The following is a 17,795-nucleotide window of genomic DNA, read 5'->3' as shown; positions in this document are numbered from 1 at the left end:
GGGCGTGAACGATCCGGGTGGCATGCGGGCGTCCGACGCCGAGCGCGAGTCCGTGGTGGAGCAGCTTCGAGTGGCCTCCGCCGAGGGGCGGCTGACGCTGGCCGAGCTGACCGAGCGGACCGAGGCCGCCTACCTGGCCCAGACGCACGGCGAGCTCGCCCAGATCACCGCCGACCTGCCGGGCGGCGCCCCGGCTCCGGCCCCCGCGCCCGCGGCTCCGGCCGCTCCGCAGGGCAGGATGCGCAAGTGGATCGTGGCGGTGCTGGGCGACACCAAGAGGACCGGCTCCTGGCGGATCGACGACGGCATCGGCGCGGCCTGCGTGCTGGGCGACGTGACCCTCGACCTGCGGGAGGCCGAGGTGCGCGGGCGTGAGGTGGACATCGTCGCCGCCTGCGTGCTGGGCGACGTGAAGATCATCGTGCCGGACGGCGTCGACGTGGAGCTCTCCGGCGTCACCGTTCTCGGCGACAAGAAGGTCCAGGTGGTCGAGGCTCCCGCCGGGCAGGCCGCCCCCGTCGTCAGGGTCAGGGCGTACGTCCTGCTGGGCGACGTGAAGATCATCGGAGACTCCCGGGCGCAGCCGATCAAGCGTGGCTGGCACGCCTGGAGCGAGTGGTGGCAGGAGCGCCGCGCCTCCCTCACCGAGGGGGACGCGTTCGACGAGCACGGCCGGTATGGCCTGCACGACTTGCACAGGATGCACGGCATGCACGGGCTCCGCCCGCCCCGCCCGCCCCGGCTCCGCGACCGCCGGCGCGACTGAAGCGGGGGAACCCGGATCGCCGTCCGAGGCAACGGCGCGGCGCGCCCAGGGCGTAGTCATCGGTGACCGTCCACCGAGGACCGCACCGATCACTGGGGGCCGCACATGCGCGACCGGGCCGACTTCGAGCGCTACGTCGAGCAGCGCTCGGACCGCATGCTGCGGACGGCCTACCTGCTCTGCCGCGACTGGGCGACGGCCGAGGACCTGGTCCAGACGGCGCTGGCCAAGGCGTGGCTGGCCTGGCGGAGGGTCGGCGACAACCCCGACCCGTACGTCTACCGCATCCTGGCCAACACCCATGCCAGCTGGTGGCGCAGGCGCTGGCGCGGCGAGCAGCCGACCGAGGTGCTGCCGGAGCCCGCGGTCGGCGACGCCGCCGACCTGTTCGGCTCCCGTGACGCCGTACGGCGGGCCCTCGCGGGACTGCCGCCGAAACAGCGTGCCGTGATCGTGCTGCGCTACTTCGCCGACCTCGGCGACGACCGGATCGCGGAGATCCTCGGCTGCTCGGCCGCCACCGTGCGCAGCCAGGCGAGCAGGGCACTGGCCAGGCTGCGCGTCGATCCCGCCGCCCGCTCCGCGATGAGCCTGGAGGGCTGACGATGACACCGACCGAGACAGTGACCGAGACAGAGCTCCGCGACCTCCTCGCCGGGGACGCCGCCACGGCAGGGAGCGGGGGCGTCACCCTGGCCGAAGTGGACCGGCGCGTGCGGCGCCTCCGCCGCCGTCGCGCCGGCGCCGGGGCGGTGCTGGCCGCCGGCCTGGCCGCCGCGGTGACGGTCGCGGCCACGCCCCGCACGGTCACGATCGCGCCGCCCGGAGACGGCGGACCGGCCGCCGTGGCGGCCGTGCCCACCGTGGGCTCGTACCTGACGGGGGAGCGGGTGTTCCTCAGCGAGGCGATCGAGACGGGCGGGCGGGTGCTGACGTTCACCTACACGGGCATCAGCGAGTCGGTGAACGTGCGGGTCGAGTGCCGGGACCCGTCGTACGCGCTCGTCTGGCTGAACGGCCGGCTGGTGACGCAGGGCGTGTGCGGCATCCAGAGCGACGACGTCGACCACGCGGTGTCATGGACCGACGAGTCCGGTGGGGATCTGCGGGGAACCAACGACGTGAGTGTCGCGCTGTTGCCGGTCGAGCGGGTCGCGGCGGGCCTCGAAGCGGGGGCGCCGGTCCCCGCGCTCGGCGAGCGGGAGGCCGAGCGCGTCATCGGGGAGACCGGCGAGTACCGGACCGGCGGACGGCTCACGATCAGGGACGCGTGGCCTCTCGTCGCGGCGCCGACCCCGATCTCCTGTGACCAGGACATCGTGATCCGCAATCCAAACGGGCAGGAGATCCTCTCCTCCGCGTGCGGGGATCCCACCGTGGTGCGGTCCCCCGGATGGCCGGAGAGCTGGAGACGGCTGGAACCGGGAAGCGGCGGTCAGGCCGCCTCGCGGGCGGCGCGTACGGCCTGGGCGTGGCGTTCGAGCAGGAGCGTGACCAGTTCGGGGGCGGCGCCGAGGACGCCGGCCACGGCGTGCGCCCCGGCGTCCAGGGCGCCGCGCCGCACGGCGTCGGCGAAGTGGCCGGGGGCCAGCAGGTACGGCGCGACGACGACCCTCGGCGCGCCCGCCCGCCTGAGCCGTTCGACCTCCTCGCGGGGCCTGGGCGTGGCGGCGGAGGCGTAGGCGGCGGTGACCGACCACCAGGGGCGCTCACGCGCCCACGCGCGGGCGACGGCGGCGACCGTCGCGTTCGCCCGGCGGTCGCCGGACCCGGCCGAGACCAGCACCACGGCGGTGCCGGGGTCGCCGGTCTCCACCCCGGCCTCGGCGAGGCGGCGTTCGAGTGCCCGGACCAGCAGGGGGTGCGGGCCGAGTGTGGGGCCGCAGACGGCTCGCAGGCGCGGCGTGCGGGCCGACGCCTCCCGCAGGGCCGCCGGGATGTCCACCCGGCTGTGATAGGCGGCGGTGAGCAGGAGGGGGAGCACGACCGCCTCGTCCAGGCCCGACAGTGCCCGCGGCAGCGACGGCGGGGCGTGGTCGAGGTAGGCGGCGCGGACGTCGAGACCGGGCCGGGCCCGCCGTACGCCGTCGAGCAGGGCCTCCACCGTCGCGGCGGCGCGCGGGTCGCGGGACCCGTGCGCCACCGCGATCAGCGGCGCGTTCCGGTGTGGAGCACTCGTCACAGGTGGATGCCGCACTCGATCTTGCCGAGGCCGGACCAGCGCCCGCTGCGCGGGTCCTCGCCCGGCGCCACGCGGCGGGTGCAGGGGGCGCAGCCGATCGACGGGTAGTCGTCGTAGTGCAACGGGTTGATCAGCACGCCGTTGTCGGCGATGTAGTTGTCGACGTCGTCCTGGGTCCACCGGGCGATGGGGTTGACCTTGACCATCTGCCGCTTGGCGTCCCACTCCACGACCTTGGTGTTCGCCCGGGTGGGCGACTCGTCGCGGCGGATGCCCGACACCCAGGCGAGGTACGGCTCCAGCGCCCGGTTCAGCGGCTCCACCTTGCGCAGGTAGCAGCACAGGTCGGGGTTGCGCCCGTACAGGCGCGGGCCGAGGTCGCGGTCCTGCTCCTCGACCGTCCTGGACGGCTTCACGTTGATCACGTTGACCTTGTAGACGGTCTCGACCGCGTCGCGGGTGCCGATGGTCTCGGCGAAGTGGTAGCCGGTGTCGATGAACAACACGTCGACGCCCGGCTTCACCCTGCTGACCAGGTCGATCAGCAGGGCGTCGCTCATCGACGAGGTGAGACAGAGGCGGTCGCCGAACGTGGCCGCGGCCCACCGGATGATCTCCCGGGCGGGGGCGTCCTCAAGGAAGCGCGCCGCGGACTCCACGATCCCCTGGAGGTCCAGCGTCGCCCGCTGCCGCTCCAGGCCCGCCTCTATCTCTGCCACCGACATCGTTACTCCTCACACGTCGTTCACTGGTTCATCGGATGATCGGACGACAAGCCTTCGAACAATCACGAACGCACGCCGACGCCGAGGAATTTCACCCGGAAGGCACGGGCGCAGGCCCTGCAGTACCATCCGTGGCTCTCCTCCTCGGTCACGTAGGGCTCCAGGTCCTCGTCGCCGCAGTACGGGCAGTAGAACGGCGCCGCCCGCTCGCTCACTTGAGATCGCTTTCGTCGGCGCGCTGGACCCACTCGGCGAAGGTCTCGCCCTCGTTCCGCTGCTTCTCGAAGTTGCGGGCGACCCGCTCGACGTAGTCGGGCAGTTCCTCCGCCGTGGCCTTGAGCCCGCGCACCTTCCGGCCGAAGGTCGGGTTGAGCCCGATCGAGCCGCCCAGGTGCACCTGGAAGCCCTCGACCTGCTCACCCTTGTCGTTGGCCACGAGCTGGCCCTTGAGGCCGATGTCGGCGACCTGGATGCGGGCGCAGGAGTTCGGGCAGCCGTTGACGTTGATCGTCAGCGGCTCGGCGAAGTCCGGCAGGCGCCGCTCCAGCTCGTCGATCAGGGCCGACGCGGTGGCCTTGGTCTCGACGATCGCGATCTTGCAGTACTCGATGCCGGTGCAGGCCATCGTCTGGCGGCGGAACGTGGACGGGTTGACCTGGAGGTCGGCGGCCTCCAGCTCGCTGACGATCGACTCCACCTGGTCGGGGGCGACGTCGAGGATGACCATCTTCTGCTCGACCGTCGTGCGGATCCGGGCGGAACCGTGCCGCTCGGCGATGTCGGCGATGCGGTGCAGCGTGTCGCCGTCCAGCCGGCCCACGCGCGGGGCGAAGCCGACGTAGAAGTTGCCGTCCCGCTGCGGGTGGACCCCGACGTGGTCGCGCCGGCCGCTCTGCGGTGCCTCCGGAGCCGGGCCGTCGGGCAGGGCGTACTGCAGGTACTCGGTCTCCAGGACCTGGCGGAACTTCTCCGCGCCCCAGTCGTTGACGAGGAACTTGATCCGCGCCCGGTGGCGCAGGCGGCGGTAGCCGTAGTCGCGGAAGATGCCGGTGACCCCGGCCCACACCTCGTGGACCTGGTCGGGCCGGACGAACGCGCCGAGCCGCTGGGCGAACATCGGGTTGGTCGACAGGCCGCCGCCCACCCAGACGTCGAAGCCGGGCTCGCCCTGCTCGTTCACCACGCCGACGAACGCGACGTCGTTGATCTCGTGGACGGTGCAGTGGGCGGTGCAGCCGCTGATCGCCGTCTTGAACTTGCGCGGCAGGTTGGAGAACGCCTTGTCCCCGACGTACCGGTCGTAGATCTCGTGGATCTGCGGCGTGCCGTCGATCACCTCGCCGGCGTCGATCCCGGCCAGGGGGCAGCCGAGGATGACGCGGGGGGTGTCGCCGCACGCCTCGGTGGTGGACAGGCCGACCGCCTCCAGCCGCCGCCAGATGTCCGGGACCGACTCGATCTCGATCCAGTGGAGCTGGATGTTCTGCCGGTCGGTGACGTCGGCGGTGCCCCGGCCGTAGTCGTTGGAGATGTCGGCGATGGCGCGCAGCTGCTCCAGGCTCAGCTGACCGCCGTCGATGCGGACCCGCAGCATGAAGTAGCGGTCGTCCAGCTCCTCGTCCGGCAGGATCGCGGTCTTGCCGCCGTCGATGCCGGGCTTGCGCTGGGTGTACAGACCGAACCAGCGGAAGCGGCCGCGCAGGTCGGCGGGGTCGATCGAGTCGAACCCGCCCTTCGAGTAGATGTCGATGATCCGCTGACGGACGTTGAGCCCGTCGTCGTTCTTCTTGTTCTCCTCGTTCTTGTTCAGTGGCTCACGGTAACCGAGAGCCCACTGACCTTCGCCGCGCGGGCGTCTGTGGTGGCGGTTCGCCGGGCGGGCCGGGGTGCTCATGGGCACACGTCCTTCTCCGAGGCTCGGGTCGAGATCGGTCTTCGGCGGACACCGGCGCAGGCGGCCTCTCACCTCGCCGGCGGCGTGCGCGGCAGAGTGTGAGGGCATGAAAAAGACGCCTGGCCGAGCGCCCGGATAACGGAGGGCGACGGTCAGCCGGCGTCGATACAGATCGCGCTACGGACGCGCAGGAGATCGACGTGGCGTCGCACGACGAGCAACGGGTCCGCTGGCATGTCCCAAACGATACCCCCGAGATCCTGGATGTCCAAGTTCGTGTCCAGGATGCGGGATTGTAACGGCATAATGACGGGAGGTTGTCAGCCCTTGCGGACCCAGTTCTCCGGCGGCTCCGCTTCGCGGTCCTGCTCGGCCGGCTCCTTGTGCTGGCAGTCGCACCAGGACCCGCCACGGCACTCCTCGTGCCTGTGCTCCCCGCACGCCCGGCAGATCATGTCTTCAGTGTTCCCCTCCCATGTCAGCCGCATGACACCCGCACAGACCCAGGTGAGAGTCGTGATTATCGCGAGAGGGGGGCGGGGACCCCTATTCTGGGCGGCGACGATCCGCTCGCAGGTCACGTGATAAGAGCCGCGCCGGCGGGTAGAGCCCAGTTCTCATGACCGGTTGGGTGCCATGACCTCCACGGACGCGCGGACGCGCAGGCCGCGGCGCATCACGCGCAAGGGCATGGCGCTCGCCCGCGCGCGCCTGAGCTGGGTGCGCGAGACGAACATCTGGGAGCTGGTCAAGGCGACCACGATGGCGGGCGTCAACTACCGGGTGACCGGCCTGGCGGGCGAGGCGGCGTTCTTCGCCCTGCTGTCGCTGCCGCCGTTCGTGCTGGGGCTGCTCGGGGTCATGGGCCACCTGAGCGGGCTGCTGGGCGCGGCCGCCGTCGCCGAGATCAGGCGCTGGGTCGTGGACCAGTCCGAGCTGCTGTTCACGCACAACACGGTGGAGCGGGTCGTGCAGCCGCTGCTGTCCGACGTGCTGAGCGGCGGCCAGGTCTCGCTGATCTCCGTCGGGTTCCTGCTGTCGCTGTGGTCGGGCTCGCGGGCCCTGTTCGTGTACGTCGACCTCATATCCATCGCGTACGGACTGGGGGAGACCCGGGGGATCATCCGCACCCGCGTCCTGTCGTTCGGCCTCTATGTCGCCGCGCTGCTGATGGGGCTGGTCGTCATGCCGATCCTGGTGATCGGGCCCACGCTGATGTCCAACGCCCTGCCCAGGTACGCCTCGCTGGTGACGGTCCTCTACTGGCCCGTGCTCGTCGTCGGCTCGGTGCTGATGCTCACGCTGCTCTACCACGTGAGCGTGCCGCACCGCACGCGCTGGTGGCGCGAGACGCCGGGGGCCGTGCTCGCGCTGGTGATCTGGATCGTGTGCGCGGCGTTCCTGCGCGAGGTGCTGGCCGCCTGGTTCACCCCGCTGTCGATCTACGGCTCGCTCGCGGCGCCCATCGCCGTGCTGCTGTGGCTCTACATCACCGCGCTCGCCGTGCTCATCGGGGCGACCCTGAACGCGGAGATCGACCGGCTGTGGCCGCTGGGCGGCGCCTCCCGGCAGGAGCACCATCACCGCAAGTCCGGCAAGGCATGATCTGTCCGTCCAATCGGTGCAAGTATGGCCACCGATGGACGCGCAGCCTTCCCCCGACCTCACCACCCCCCACGGGCGCACGATCGGCCCCTACGCCCCTGTACGCCGCCTGGGAGAGGGCGGCATGGGCATCGTGTACCTCGCCCGGGACCCGGACGGCCGCGAGGTGGCGCTCAAGGTGATGCGGCCGGAGCTCGCCTCCCTGGAGGAGTTCCGGGCGCGGTTCCGCAAGGAGGCCGAGGCCGCCAAGCGGGTGGCCAGGTTCTGCACCGCGCCGCTCCTGGACGCCGGGCTCGACGGCGACCGGCACTACCTGGTCACCGAGTACGTCGACGGGCCGGACCTGTCGGCGGTGGTCGACGCCCGGGGGCCGCTCACCGGGTCGAACCTGGACGCCCTCGCCGTCGGCGTCGCCACCGCCCTGGCGGCCGTCCACGAGGCCGGGGTGGTGCACCGCGACCTCAAGCCGTCGAACATCCTGCTGTCGCCGCTCGGCCCGCGCGTGATCGACTTCGGCGTCGCCCAGCTCGCCGACACGCTCGCCGAGCGGACCGGGACCGTGATCGGCACCCCCGCGTACATGTCCCCGGAGCAGGCGCGCGGCGAGACGGTCAGCTCCGCGGCCGATGTCTTCGCCTGGGGCTGCGTGGTCGCCTACGCCGCCACCGGCAGGCCGCCGTTCGGCGGCGGCGCGGCGCCCGAGGTGCTCTACCGGGTCGCGCACCACGTGCCGAACCTCGCGGGCCTGGACGAGCGCCTGCGGCCCCTGGTCGAGCGGGCCCTGGACAAGGACCCGGCGCGGCGGCCGACGGCGCAGCGGCTCCTGGAGCGGCTGCTGGGCCGGGAGGAGGTGGCGGTCGAGGCGGCGACCCGGATCGTGAGCGACATCTGGGCGACCTCCGAGGCCCCCGCCCGGACGACCCGCCGCTCGGCCCGTCGTCCGGACCGCAGCGCGGATCGCCGCGCCGGCGCGGCGGACCCGTCCGGCACCCGGCGCTGGGCGCCGGTCGCGGCGGCCGGCGGGGCGCTCGCCGTCATCGCGGCGGTCCTGCTCGTGGTGCTGCATCCCTTCGGCGGCGGGGAGACGGAGCCCAAGGGCCCGCTGGGGGCCCGGGACGCCAAGATCAGCGGGTCTTCGCTGCACGCGACCGTCGACGCCGTACGGCGGCGCGGGACGTCGGTGAGCGTGCAGCTGACGGTCACCGTGACCGGCAAGGGAAGCCGGTGGTGGCCGAGGGACCTGTTCGGCGACCAGCTGTCGGGCGCCGCCCTCGTCGATCCGCCCGGCGGCGCCAAGTTCGCGCCCGCGCAGAAGGACGGCGGCTGCCTGTGCAGCACCGTTCCGGCGCAGTGGCTCGGCGAGGGGGACGTGCTTCCTCTCTACGCGACGTACACGGGCGTGCCGGAGGGCCTGGAGCAGATCGGCGTCGACGTCCCTGGGTTCGGCCTGTTTTCCGACGTGCCGATCGCGACGGAGTGAGGCACCGCCGCGTCCCGATAAAGTGGGGAGGGTCGCGACTGGCGCTGACGTGCCCGGCAGGGAGCGTCGCTAGGTGGGGCACCACCGGGGAGCGAATCAGCGGAGGCCGTGCGCCTGGGTCGCCGCCGCTGTCGACGTGGAGAAGGAAGGCGCCATGGCTGAGCACTCGCTGAACGTCGTCGATCCCGAGATCGCCGAACTGATCAGGGCGGAGGAACGGCGGCAGGCCGACACCGTCAAGCTGATCGCGTCCGAGAACTACGTGTCCAGGGCCGTCCTGGAGGCGACCGGGACCGTTCTCACCAACAAGTACTCCGAGGGCTACCCGGGCAAGCGCTACTACGAGGGCCAGCAGGTCATCGACAAGATCGAGACGCTGGCCGTCGAGCGGGCGAAGTCGGTCTTCGGCGTGAACCACGCCAACGTCCAGCCGTACTCGGGCTCGCCCGCGAACCTCGCCGTCTACCTCGCGTTCCTGAACCCGGGCGACACCGTGCTCGGCATGGGCCTGCCGTTCGGCGGTCACCTCACCCACGGCTGGTCGGTGTCGGCCACCGGCAAGTGGTTCAACTCCGTGAAGTACGGCGTGCGCCGCGACACGGGCCGGATCGACATGGACGAGGTGCGCGCCCTGGCGCTGGAGCACCGGCCCAAGCTGATCTTCTGCGGCGGCACCGCGATCCCGCGCACGATCGACTTCCCGGCCTTCGCCGAGATCGCCAGGGAGGTCGGCGCCGTGCTGGCGGCCGACATCGCCCACATCGCGGGTCTCGTCGCGGGCGGCGCCCACCCCTCGCCGGTCGGGCACGCGGACGTGATCTCCACGACCACCCACAAGACCCTGCGCGGCCCGCGCGGCGCGATGCTCATGGCGAACTCCGACGAGGTCGCCACCGCGCTCAACAAGGCCGTCTTCCCCGGCCTCCAGGGCGGCCCGCACAACCACACGACCGCGGCCATCGCCGTCGCCCTGCACGAGGCCGCCCGGCCGGAGTTCAAGGCGTACGCCGCGCAGATCGTGAAGAACGCCCAGGCGCTCGCCGACGAACTCCTCAACCGCGGCTTCGACCTCGTCTCCGGCGGCACCGACAACCACCTGATCCTGATGGACCTCACGTCCAAGGGCGTCGGGGGCAAGCCGGCGGCGCAGGCGCTCGACCGGGCGGGCCTGGAGACCAACTACAACACCGTGCCGTTCGACCCGCGCAAGCCGTTCGACCCGTCGGGCATCCGGATCGGCACCCCGTCGGTCACGTCGCGCGGGATGGGCGAGGCCGAGATGCGGCAGATCGCCGCGTGGATGGACGAGGTCGTCACCGCCGTGGCCAAGGGCGACGCGGAGGACGTCATCGCGCGGGTGCACGGCGAGGTCACCGAGCTGACGGGCCGGTTCCCGGCTCCCGGCCTTTCCTGACCACCACCTTTCCCGGCCACAGCCTTTTCCGGCCACGGGGAAAAACGGGTTGCGGGAGACGGTGGCGGTGCTGCTAACGTTCCCGCATCCGACGCCGCTCGTGCGTCATGAGGGTGGCCGCCTCCGGCGGCCGCACACCTGGGAGGTGAGGACTATGCGGGTCTTTCTGACGACCATGCCGTCCGTCATCTCCCGGGTGCCCGCATAACCCTTTTCGCTGGGACACCCGGTTTCCCGAAGGGTGTCCACAGCAATGTCGTACGATCTTTCGCTTCTCGGCTGGCACGACGATCTCGCCGAGTCGCTTCCCGACCTGCCCGGCGGGGCCGTGCCCGGCCGGGTGGCGCGGGTCGACCGCGGCGCCGCCGAGGTCGTCGCCGCCGGCGGGACCCATCACGCGCGCCTGTCCGCCCGCCTGCGCAGGGCCGCGGCGGCCGACCCGCTCGCGCTCCCGTGCGTGGGGGACTGGGTCGCGCTCACCCTCCTCGACGAGGGCCGTCACGAACTGGCGGAGGTGCTGCCCCGCCGTACGGCCTTCGTCCGGGGCGGCGTGAGCCGTGACTCGCGCGGCGGCCTGTCCGGCGACGGCCAGGGGCAGGTGCTGGCCGCGAACGTCGACGTGGTCTTCGTGGCCGAGCCGTCCATGCACGCCGACGACTTCGCCGATCTCGGCAGGATCGAGCGCCTCGTGGCGCTGGCCTGGGAGAGCGGCGCCCGGCCGGTCGTGCTCGTCACCAAGGCCGACCTGTTCGCCGACCTGCAGAACCGGGTGCTCGGCGACCTGCTCGCCGACGTCGAGGCGGCGGTGCCCGGGGTGGAGGTCCACCCGGTCTGCTCGCTCACCGGCGACGGCGTGGACCTGGTGCGGTCCCATCTCGGCGCGTCCGGCACCGCGGTGATCCTGGGTCCCTCGGGCGCGGGCAAGTCCACGCTCGTCAACGCCCTCGCGGGCGCGGAGGTGATGGAGACCCAGCGGGTCAGGGCCGCCGACGGGCGGGGCCGGCACACGACCGTCCACCGGCAGCTCATCCCGCTGCCCGGCGGCGGGCTCGTCATCGACACCCCCGGCATCCGCCGGGTGGGACTGTACGAGACGAGCGAGGGCGTGGACCTGGTCTTCGCCGAGATCGACGAACTGGCCGGCGGCTGCCGGTTCTCCGACTGCGGGCACGGCCAGGAGCCGGGCTGCGCCGTGCTCGCGGCGGTGGAGTCGGGCGAGCTGCCCGAGCGGCGGCTGGAGAGCTGGCGCCGGCTCCAGCGGGAGGCGGCCTGGATGGCCCGCCGCACCGACGCGCGGCTGCGCGCGGAGGAGACCCGGAAGTGGAAGGCGATCCACCGGCAGATGCGGGGGATGGGCCGCCCGTAGCGGCCGGCGGGATTACAGGCACCAAAAGGGCGTTTCACGTCTGCCGTCTGTCCGGGGGACAGGAGCGGGACGTGGAACGCCCTGTGGTGACACTCTGATGACGCTGTGGTGAAACTGCGGTGAAACCTTGGTGACGCGTGTCGGGGAAGGGGAAATTCGCTCAGGCGACGGCGCTGATGCCGGCGCTGGCGGCGCGGCGCATACGGCGGCGACGCTCGGAAGCGCGCTCGTCCTCGTTGAGACCGCCCCAGGTGCCGTACTTCTCGGGCCGCGAGAGCGCGTAGTCGAGGCACTCCGCGCGCACAGGACACTGAGCACAGATGGCCTTGGCCTTGCGCTCCCGGATGTCGCGCTCGGGCTGACGCTCGCCGTCAGGACCGAAGAACAGCACCAGGTCCTCTCCCCGGCACGCGGCATCATCCTGCCAACCCCAGCTGGGGCGCGGGCGGGCGAGCTGCCGACGTACCTGAGACATGAGAAACCACCTTTGGTGAGAGGTATTTCAGTGTTTGTGCCGCTTTGGACGCTTGTGGCGTCCCTTGTGCCAACGCCGGGATGAGCCGTGGTGTTCCCGGCTTCTCGCGAAGCCCTCAGGTCGAAACCGGCGTGAGCGGACTCAGTTCGGCCAACCTGTAGGTCGGGATTCCGTCGGCGCAGGTCATCCCGCACGGCGCCGAGAACACCGTGGGTTCGACCACGACCCGGAAACGCGACGTCCCACGCCCCGTCGTGCACCGCACGACGCAGACGGTGGAGTCGCCGACCGACCGGGAGGATTCCACGGCCACCCCGCCGACCGAGATCTCGCCCGTATGCGCCCGGACGAAGTGCTCGGCGGCCTGCAGTGGCTCAGGGATACCCGCGCGTCCCCGGAAACGGTCGAGGACGACCTCGCCGTGCCGGTACGCGTTTGCCGCCGCGATCGCAGCAGCCTGAGACATGCTGCCGTAGTAGAGCCCGTGTGGCAAGCATACGAGGTTGGCGGCGTATCGATCGCCGCCAACATGTGTGGTTTCCCACACTTCGCCGGGCAGGTTCTCGCTCAGGAACCGGGCCAGCGGCAGTCCGAGCCGAGCACAGCAGGCGTTGTGCCTGCCGTGGGTGCAGACCAGGAACATCGGCTCGTTCACCAGTATGCAGGACTCCGGAACCACTCCGTGCACGAGAGACCGCAGGTCAAGATCGTCCGGACTCTCCGGGAACGCCTCCGCGAGCCACGGGTCGTCCACCGCGGCGGCGGCCAGGTAGACGTGCAACGGGCCGCTCCGGGCCTCCCGGCGGCCGGGGCGGCGGATAAGCTGCGGCCGGATCCCGAGTTTCCGCGCGCGGGCGACCAGCGTGCGGACGTCGTCCGGCAGCCGGGACTCCTCGATCTCCGCGGCCCAGGGCCCCGCGTGCTCGATGAGCAGCCAGAACCGGCCCTTCTTGGTCGCACTCGCCAGGACGGGAGCCTCCCCCGTGTGGCAGGCGGCGGGGTGCTCGCACCCGTTGGCCATCAGGTCCCGTCCCTCCCGTACGTTTCTTAGGTAAGACTAACCTTATCCAATGAGGTCAAGAGTCGGGTGACTTCCCCGACGAATCAGGACCAAACACTCTCGCGGCGGGTCAGGCGCACCGGAGGGCGGCCTCGGCGGCGGGCAGGGCGGCCGCCCGGTCCTCCGGCACGAGGCCGATCCTGGTCCGCCGGTCCAGCAGGTCGCCGGCGTCGAGCGCGCCCTCGTGGCGGGCCGCCCAGACCAGGTCGGCCAGCGTGATCCCCGCCGCCACCGGCTCGGCCAGCGCCGGGTCGCGCCGCGTCAGGTCCAGCACCGCCCCGGCCTCCGCGCCGTACCGCAGGACCAGCCTCCGGGGGAGGCCGGGCCGCACCGGTCCGGCCCCGGCCAGGGGAAGCCGCGCCGTACGGCTCGCGGGCGCGTGGGGGCAGGCGGCCCCGACCGCGTCCTCGGCCATCCGGCGGTAGGTGGTGAGCTTGCCGCCGACGACCGTGACCACGCCGTCCGGCGAGCGCAGCACGGCGTGCCGGCGGGACAGGTCCGCGGTGGCCCCGCCCGCCCCGCCCGGGCCGTCGACCAGCGGCCGCAGGCCGGCGAAGGCGCCCGCCACCTGGTCGCGGCCGAGCGGCCGGTCCAGCACGCCGCCGAGGACCTCCAGCAGGAAGGCCACGTCGCTCTCGGGCGCCTCGGGGACGTCCGGCACCGGGCCGTCCAGCGGTTCGTCCGTCAGCCCCACGTAGACCCGCCCGTCGGCCTGGGGGAGCACCAGCGCGAAGCGGGCGCGCTCACCCGGGATCGGCACGTGCAGCCCCGCGCGCAGCGCGCCCAGGGCTCCCGGCCGCAGCACGAGATGGGTGCCCCGCGACGGACGCAGCGTCACCGAGGGCACCAGCCCGCCGGCCCACACGCCGGTCGCGTTGACCACCGCCCGCGCCCGGATGTCGAACTCCGCGCCGGTCAGTTCGTCGCGCACCCGGGCGCCGTCCCCGGCGAGCGCGAGGACCCGGCACCGGGTGAGCACCCGCGCGCCGTGGGCGGCGGCCGTACGGGCGATCGCGACCACCAGGCGGGCGTCGTCCACCACTCGGCCGTCCCAGGACAGGAGCGCGCCGCGCAGGCCGTGCGGGCGCAGGGAGGGGGCGAGGGCGAGCGCCCGCGCGGCGGTCAGGCGGGACGGCCCGGGCAGCAGGCTCCTCGGCGTGCCCGCGGCGGCCCGCAGCGCGTCGCCCAGCCGATAACCGGCCATCACCGTCGCGGCCTCGCCCGGGCCGACGTCGGACGTCAGCGGCAGCAGGTACGGGTGCGCGGCCACGAGGTGGGGGGCGGTGTGGCGGAGCAGGGCGCCCCGCTCCACGGCGCTCTCCCAGGCCACGCCGACCTGGCCGCTCGCGAGATAGCGCAGCCCGCCGTGGACCAGCTTGGAACTCCATCGCGAGGTGCCGAAGGCCAGGTCGTGGGCGTCTACGGCGGCCACCGAGAGGCCCCGTGAGGCGGCGTCGAGCGCGGCCCCGGCCCCCGTGACGCCCAGGCCCACCACGAGCACGTCGACGACGGACGTGCGCGCCTCGTCGAGTTCCCGGGCCCGCCGGGCGGCGTTCAGTGACGATCGCATGACCCTGCCTCTATGGTCGCGTTACCCTTGAGTAACCTATCTGGAGGCGCACCGGTCATGGAATCCCCTCTCCTGCCCGCCGAACCCATGCTCTGGTCGGGCTGGGGTGATCCCGCCAGGGCCGCCGAGCTACCCGCGCCGGTGCGCGACCTGCTCACGGAGCTTCTCGGCGTCCGCGCGCCGGCCACTCCGGCCGCGACGTTCGGCGAGGTGCGGCTGCCTCCGGTGGCCCTGCCGCCGCCCGTCCTCGCCGCGCTGGCCGCCGTGACCGGGGAGGAGCACGTGCGGGCCGACGACGACGCCCGCATCCGGCACACCCGGGGCAAGTCCACGCCCGATCTGCTGCTGATGCGCACGGGGGACGCCTCCGACGCGCCCGACGCCGTCGTGCTCCCCGGCTCGCACGAGGAGGTCGCCGAGGTGCTGCGCCTGTGCGCGGAGCACCGGGTGGCCGTGGTGCCGTTCGGCGGGGGCACGTCGGTGGTCGGCGGGCTCACCGCCGCGCGTCGTCACCTTCACTCGGGCGGTCTCACGGGAGTGGTCGCCCTCGACCTCGGCAGGCTCGACCGCCTGCGGTCCGTCGACCCCGTCTCGATGACCGCCGTCCTGGAGCCGGGCCTGCGCGCGCCGCAGGCGGAGCGGCTGCTCGCCGGGCACGGGCTGACGCTCGGGCACTTCCCCCAGTCGTACGAGTACGCGACCCTCGGCGGGTTCGCGGCGGCCAGGTCCAGCGGGCAGGCCTCGGCCGGATACGGCAGGTTCGACGACATGGTCGTGGGCATGACCGTGGCGACGCCGCGCGGCACGCTGGAGATCGGCCGGGCCCCCAAGTCGGCCGCCGGGCCCGACCTGCGCCAGGTGTTCCTGGGCTCGGAGGGCGCCTTCGGGGTGATCACCTCGCTGCGGCTGCGAGTCCACCCGGCCCCGGCCGTCCGGGCGTACGAGGGCTGGCGGTTCGAGACCTTCGCGGCCGGGACGGCCGCGCTGCGGGGGCTCGCGCAGGAGGGCGCGCCGCCCGCCGCGCTGCCCACCGTGCTGCGCCTGTCCGACGAGACCGAGACGATGGTCGGGCTGGCGAAGCCCACGGATCTCGGAGCGCCCGGGAGCGACTCGGGCTGCCTGGTCGTGGCCGGCTTCGAGGGGGCCCCGGGCGAGGTGGCCCGCCGCCGGGAACACGCCGCCGCGCTGCTCCTGGAGGCCGGCGGCGTGCATCTCGGCCCGGAGCCGGGGGAGAAGTGGGCGCAGGGCCGGTTCTCGGCCCCCTACCTGCGCGACTCCCTGCTGGCCGCCGGGGCGACCGTGGAGACGCTGGAGACCGCCTGCTTCTGGGCGGACCTGCCGCGCCTGTACGACGCCGTACGGCTGGCCCTGCACGGCGCGCTGCGCTCGCCGTCGGGCGGCGGGCCGCTGGTCATGTGCCACATCTCCCACGTGTACGCCACCGGGGCGTCGCTCTACTTCACGGTGGTGACGGCGCAGACCGGCGACCCGCTGGCGCAGTGGGCGGCGGCCAAGCGCGCGGCGGGCGAGGCGATCGTCGGGGCGGGCGGCACGATCTCGCACCACCACGGCGTCGGCCGCGACCACCTGGAGGCGTACGCCGCGGAGATCGGCGACCTGGGCGGCGAGATCCTGCGCGGGATCAAGGAACGGCTCGATCCGGCCGGGATCCTCAACCCGGGTGTGCTGATCCCCATGTACTGATCCCCGGAAAACGCCAAGATTGTCCCCATGGTCGATGTGGGCACGGCGGCGGCGCGGGGAAAGCAGGTATCGTCACGGGTTTCCGAGGCGGGAGCGGGCTGGGACTGCTCGCAGATCGGCACGTTCCAGGCACTGCGCCCCAACCAGGACTCCTTCAGCTGGCTGAGCCCGGCGACGCTGTGGCGGTCGCGCAACGAGGTGATCGCCCAGCTGTTCGGCGATCCCTCGCCGCGGGTGCGCCGCCGCTGGGTGGCGGCCCAGCGCGACCGCGGCGCCGATCCCGACTTCCGGGTCAGGCTCGACCTGGGGGAGGAGTTCTCGTTCCTGCTGCTCGGAGACACCGGCGAGGGCGACGCCTCGCAGTACGCGGTGGTGCCCGGGCTGCTCAGGCTCGGCGAGGGCACGTCGTTCGCCGTCGTCGCCAGCGACGTGATCTACCCGACCGGCTCGGGCAACGAGTACTGCGACAAGTTCTTCCGGCCCTACAAGGACTATCCGGCCCCGATCTTCGCGATCCCCGGCAACCACGACTGGTATGACGGGCTCGGCGGCTTCATGCGGGTCTTCTGCGACGCCCGTCCCCTGTCCGCCGAACGGCGCGGCTTCCGCCTGTCGCCCGGCGGGCTGCGCGGGCTGCTGTGGAAGAAGCCGGAGACGATCGACGAGGACGCCCTGGCCGAGGCGAGGAAGATGCGCCCGGACCCCGGCCCGGCCCTGCCCGGGCCGTACTGGGTGATCGACACCGGCCGCCTGCTGCTGGTCGGCATCGACACCGGGATCAAGGGCACCCTCGACCGAGAGCAGGGCGAGTGGCTGCGCCGGGTCTCCGCCGACCCCCGGCCCAAGGTCCTGATCACCGGCAAGCCGATCTACGTCAACAACGCCTACCACCCGTGCGCGATCGAGGGCGGCGGCACGGTGGACGACGTCGTCCGCGACCTGGCGAACAACTACGTGGCCGCCGTCGGCGGCGACGTCCACAACTACCAGCGCTATCCCGTACGGGTGGACGGCCGGCTCATCCAGTACGTGGTCTCCGGGGGCGGCGGGGCGTTCATGCACGCCACGCACACCATCCCCCGGGTGGACGTGGCCGGGGTCCACGAGGACGACTTCAGGTGCTATCCGCTGCGCGGCGACTCGCTGTCGTTCTACAGCCTCCTCTACAGCAGGCGGCTGCGGCTGCGCGGGCTCTACGTCACCCCGGAGGAGGGCCTCGCCCTGATGTCCCGTCAGATCGGGAACCTCCCGCCCCGGCCCACGCCCGGGGCGCCGATCGGCGCGCGGGTGAAGTGGGCGGCCCGGCTCCTCGGCGGCTGGCCGATGCCGTTCCGCCTGCCGGTCGGGCGGGTCTTCCACCGGTACATCTCGGAGCTGTCCGACTGGGACACCCCGCCCTTCTTCAAGAGCTTCCTGCACATGTCGGTGACCGGCGACACGCTGCGGCTGCGCTGCTTCGCCGCCACCGGCTGCCTCCCCCAGGAGCAGGAGCCCCCACTGGAGGACGAGGTGGAGATCCCCCTCTGACGGGATTGTCGGTGCGGGCTGGCACGC

17 protein-coding genes are annotated in these 17,795 nt (G+C 72.7%); 8 read left to right on the top strand and 9 right to left on the bottom strand.

Going from position 1 to position 17,795, the window contains the following annotated elements; all coding sequences use genetic code 11:
- Positions 1-4 precede the first annotated feature (4 nt).
- Entirely contained in the window at positions 5-766 is a 762-nt protein-coding gene (locus F5972_RS05650) for a DUF1707 SHOCT-like domain-containing protein (RefSeq protein ID WP_150931771.1), read from the top strand.
- Between the two features lie 105 nt (positions 767-871).
- Positions 872-1,369: a SigE family RNA polymerase sigma factor gene (locus F5972_RS05645; protein WP_150931768.1), complete on the top strand. Its 498-nt coding sequence runs from the start codon at positions 872-874 to the stop codon at positions 1,367-1,369.
- A gap of 832 nt (positions 1,370-2,201) precedes the next feature.
- On the opposite strand, the gene F5972_RS05640 is transcribed toward F5972_RS05645, so the two are convergent.
- The 6 genes from F5972_RS05640 to F5972_RS38725 form a co-directional block, all read right to left on the bottom strand.
- A complete protein-coding gene (locus F5972_RS05640; protein ID WP_225311191.1) occupies positions 2,202-2,948 on the bottom strand; it encodes a sirohydrochlorin chelatase in 747 nt (248 codons plus the stop codon).
- Positions 2,945-3,673 carry a phosphoadenylyl-sulfate reductase gene (locus F5972_RS05635; protein ID WP_150931766.1) on the bottom strand — a complete coding sequence of 243 codons (729 nt, stop codon included), beginning with the start codon at positions 3,671-3,673 and terminating at the stop codon, positions 2,945-2,947. Before F5972_RS05635 ends, F5972_RS05640 begins: the two co-directional genes overlap by 4 nt.
- 62 nt (positions 3,674-3,735) lie before the next feature.
- The gene (locus F5972_RS05630) at positions 3,736-3,888 is read right to left on the bottom strand and encodes an Insertion element protein (RefSeq protein ID WP_111699548.1); all 153 of its coding nucleotides are present in this window, start codon (positions 3,886-3,888) and stop codon (positions 3,736-3,738) included.
- Complete coding sequence (locus F5972_RS05625) at positions 3,885-5,567, bottom strand: nitrite/sulfite reductase (RefSeq protein WP_150931764.1); 1,683 nt, start codon at positions 5,565-5,567, stop codon at positions 3,885-3,887. Before F5972_RS05625 ends, F5972_RS05630 begins: the two co-directional genes overlap by 4 nt.
- 152 nt (positions 5,568-5,719) lie before the next feature.
- A complete protein-coding gene (locus tag F5972_RS39260; RefSeq protein WP_357054749.1) occupies positions 5,720-5,803 on the bottom strand; it encodes a putative leader peptide in 84 nt (27 codons plus the stop codon).
- 84 nt (positions 5,804-5,887) lie between these two features.
- On the bottom strand, positions 5,888-6,022 hold the full coding sequence (locus F5972_RS38725) for a hypothetical protein (protein WP_259402300.1): 135 nt from the start codon (positions 6,020-6,022) through the stop codon (positions 5,888-5,890).
- 181 nt (positions 6,023-6,203) lie between these two features.
- Here F5972_RS38725 and F5972_RS05620 point away from each other — a divergent pair, with 181 nt between their 5' ends.
- The 4 genes from F5972_RS05620 (at position 6,204) to rsgA (ending at position 11,432) form a co-directional block, all read left to right on the top strand.
- On the top strand, positions 6,204-7,172 hold the full coding sequence (locus F5972_RS05620) for a YihY/virulence factor BrkB family protein (RefSeq protein WP_191909962.1): 969 nt from the start codon (positions 6,204-6,206) through the stop codon (positions 7,170-7,172).
- Between the two features lie 34 nt (positions 7,173-7,206).
- The gene (locus tag F5972_RS05615) at positions 7,207-8,652 is read left to right on the top strand and encodes a serine/threonine-protein kinase (RefSeq protein ID WP_150931760.1); all 1,446 of its coding nucleotides are present in this window, start codon (positions 7,207-7,209) and stop codon (positions 8,650-8,652) included.
- A 136-nt stretch (positions 8,653-8,788) separates the two neighbouring features.
- A complete protein-coding gene (glyA, locus tag F5972_RS05610; RefSeq protein ID WP_425563119.1) occupies positions 8,789-10,066 on the top strand; it encodes a serine hydroxymethyltransferase in 1,278 nt (425 codons plus the stop codon).
- A gap of 253 nt (positions 10,067-10,319) precedes the next feature.
- Positions 10,320-11,432 (top strand): ribosome small subunit-dependent GTPase A, encoded by a 1,113-nt coding sequence (gene rsgA, locus F5972_RS05605; RefSeq protein WP_150931755.1) that lies wholly within the window; start codon positions 10,320-10,322, stop codon positions 11,430-11,432.
- A 160-nt stretch (positions 11,433-11,592) separates the two neighbouring features.
- Here the strand turns inward: rsgA and F5972_RS05600 are convergent, their stop codons facing one another.
- The 3 genes from F5972_RS05600 to F5972_RS05590 form a co-directional block, all read right to left on the bottom strand.
- The gene (locus F5972_RS05600; protein ID WP_076434697.1) at positions 11,593-11,907 is read right to left on the bottom strand and encodes a WhiB family transcriptional regulator; all 315 of its coding nucleotides are present in this window, start codon (positions 11,905-11,907) and stop codon (positions 11,593-11,595) included.
- 115 nt (positions 11,908-12,022) lie between these two features.
- Positions 12,023-12,928, bottom strand: coding sequence for a sucrase ferredoxin (locus F5972_RS05595; protein WP_150931753.1), 906 nt, complete (start codon positions 12,926-12,928; stop codon positions 12,023-12,025).
- 109 nt (positions 12,929-13,037) lie between these two features.
- Positions 13,038-14,537, bottom strand: a complete 1,500-nt coding sequence (locus tag F5972_RS05590) for a glycerol-3-phosphate dehydrogenase/oxidase (protein ID WP_150931751.1) — start codon at positions 14,535-14,537, stop codon at positions 13,038-13,040.
- Positions 14,538-14,594: 57 nt separating this feature from the next.
- On the opposite strand from F5972_RS05590, the gene F5972_RS05585 reads away from it, so the two are divergent.
- Together F5972_RS05585 and F5972_RS05580 are read left to right on the top strand one after the other, a co-directional pair.
- Positions 14,595-16,241 (top strand): FAD-binding oxidoreductase, encoded by a 1,647-nt coding sequence (locus F5972_RS05585; RefSeq protein WP_404803035.1) that lies wholly within the window; start codon positions 14,595-14,597, stop codon positions 16,239-16,241.
- A gap of 27 nt (positions 16,242-16,268) precedes the next feature.
- Positions 16,269-17,768 carry a metallophosphoesterase family protein gene (locus F5972_RS05580; protein ID WP_150931749.1) on the top strand — a complete coding sequence of 500 codons (1,500 nt, stop codon included), beginning with the start codon at positions 16,269-16,271 and terminating at the stop codon, positions 17,766-17,768.
- Positions 17,769-17,795: the final 27 nt, after the last annotated feature.

Origin of the sequence: Microbispora cellulosiformans (genome assembly GCF_008728085.1) — a bacterium.
GTDB lineage: Bacteria > Actinomycetota > Actinomycetes > Streptosporangiales > Streptosporangiaceae > Microbispora > Microbispora amethystogenes.
The sequence above is the reverse complement of the archived record's forward strand: the minus strand, read 5'-3'. Positions and strand labels throughout refer to the sequence as shown.